This is a genomic window from Chrysiogenia bacterium, from assembly GCA_020434085.1.
GTDB lineage: Bacteria > JAGRBM01 > JAGRBM01 > JAGRBM01 > JAGRBM01 > JAGRBM01.
This window is the reverse complement of the sequence record JAGRBM010000001.1, coordinates 1-1,548: the sequence shown is the minus strand read 5'-3', so window position 1 is coordinate 1,548 and position 1,548 is coordinate 1. Positions and strand designations below refer to the sequence as shown.

Below are 1,548 nucleotides of genomic sequence, written 5' to 3'. Positions count from 1 at the left end.
CGGCCCGCGCGAGGGCCGCGGGGATTCTTCTTCGTTGTCGCTCATTTGGGTTTCTCCCACGAAATGTCGGGCGTGTGATTCAATCGGTTCTCATCGCGTGCGAGCACAAAGAAGTAGTCCGAAAGACGATTGATGTAACGAATGAGCACGCCGCGCACCTCGCCCTCGTCGAGTTCGAGGATCTCGCGCTCGGCGCGTCGGCACACCGTGCGCGCCAGATGAAGTCCCGCCGCCCCGGCGCTGCCGCCGGGCAGGATGAAGGTCTCCAGCGGTTTGAGATGCTCTTCCATGCGATCCATTTCCGCTTCGAGCCAGTCCACGCGCTCTTCAGTGATGAGCGCCGAGCGCGCCAGCGCCGCCTCGTTCTCCGCCGGGGTGGCGAGCTCCGCACCCACGTCGAGCAAGTCGTGCTGGATGCGCCGCAGGGCGCGCACCGACTCCTCGCAGCAACCGGCAGCAGCCAGCCCGACAACGGAGTTGAGTTCATCGACGGTGCCGTAAGCCGCGATGCGCGGATGCGTCTTCGAAACCCGCTTGCCACCGAACAGGGCCGTCTCGCCCTTGTCACCGGTCTTGGTATAGATCTTCATGAATGCTCCGATCAGGCGGCGCCCCGCGCCGCGAGGGTTTCGGTGGTCCAGCGGGCGATTTCCTGCCACAGGCGCGCGCCGCGCTTGCTGGTCACCAGCGACATGTGGTTGGCATCGTAGCCGAAACGCGAGTGGCGTGAGACCTCCCAGTAGGTCACCGGGGCATTCCTCAGCCGGGCGTGGAACGCGCGGCAGTCGCGCGTGGGGCAGAGCAGGGTATCTGCCGCCCCGGAGATGGCGAGCACCGGCTGCGTGACCTTCGCCAGACCCGCCAGGTAGTCGCGCGTACCATCGGCGCTTCCCCAGCGGTCAGAGCTGGCCCACTGATCGAACTGCTCGACATAGGCGCGCGCCTCGTCCTCGCTGCCGACTTTGAGACGTCGCGCGGGAAAATACCCGAAGGCTCTCGAAATCCCGATGAAGGGAACAAGCGCCGCTCGCTTTCGCATCCAGCGCACCGGCGAGCGTTCGAGCTGGCGCACCCAGGCGTTCGATGCCACCGAGACCACGGCGTCCACCGGCTGGCCCGGCACCTGCCCAAGACTGGCCAGCGTGCCGTGCCCCACGAGCGAATGTCCCACCACAACGAGCGGCAGGTCCGGGTGGCGCTCCTTGACCCAGTGGCTTAGCGCCGGGATGTCTTTCAAGACGATGTCGTCATAGCTCCAGCGTCCCGACTCCGATGCCAGTGGACCGCTCTCCCCGTGACCGCGGATGTCGGCGTTGTAGACATGAAAACCGGCGGCCGCCAGCGTGCTGGCCAGTCCTTCACCGACAGGCCGGTCGAGGCTCCGGCGGTTGGCCATCATGGCATGTCCCATCCACAGCGCGCCGCGCGGCTGCATGCCCAGCGCGGGGGCGTGGTAGGCGACGCTCTGGCGCCAGCCATCCATGGAATTTACGGTAAAGACGATCTCGCTCATTGCTTCAAAAGGGGCCGTTTAGGCCGAAAGTTCTT

Annotated in this window: 2 protein-coding genes; both read right to left on the bottom strand. The window is 65.8% G+C overall.

Features of this window, described 5'->3' with window-relative positions; translation table 11 throughout:
- Nucleotides 1-41: 41 nt before the first annotated feature.
- Nucleotides 42-590: a cob(I)yrinic acid a,c-diamide adenosyltransferase gene (locus KDH09_00010; protein ID MCB0218047.1), complete on the bottom strand. Its 549-nt coding sequence runs from the start codon at nucleotides 588-590 to the stop codon at nucleotides 42-44.
- Between the two features lie 11 nt (nucleotides 591-601).
- Nucleotides 602-1,513 (bottom strand): alpha/beta fold hydrolase, encoded by a 912-nt coding sequence (locus KDH09_00005; protein ID MCB0218046.1) that lies wholly within the window; start codon nucleotides 1,511-1,513, stop codon nucleotides 602-604.
- Nucleotides 1,514-1,548: the final 35 nt, after the last annotated feature.

Excerpts from the sequence above, each read along its gene's own strand:
- KDH09_00010 (MCB0218047.1), bottom strand. The coding sequence starts at position 590 with ATGAAGATCTATACCAAGACCGGTGACAAGGGCGAGACGGCCCTGTTC.
- KDH09_00005 (MCB0218046.1), bottom strand. The coding sequence starts at position 1,513 with ATGAGCGAGATCGTCTTTACCGTAAATTCCATGGATGGCTGGCGCCAG.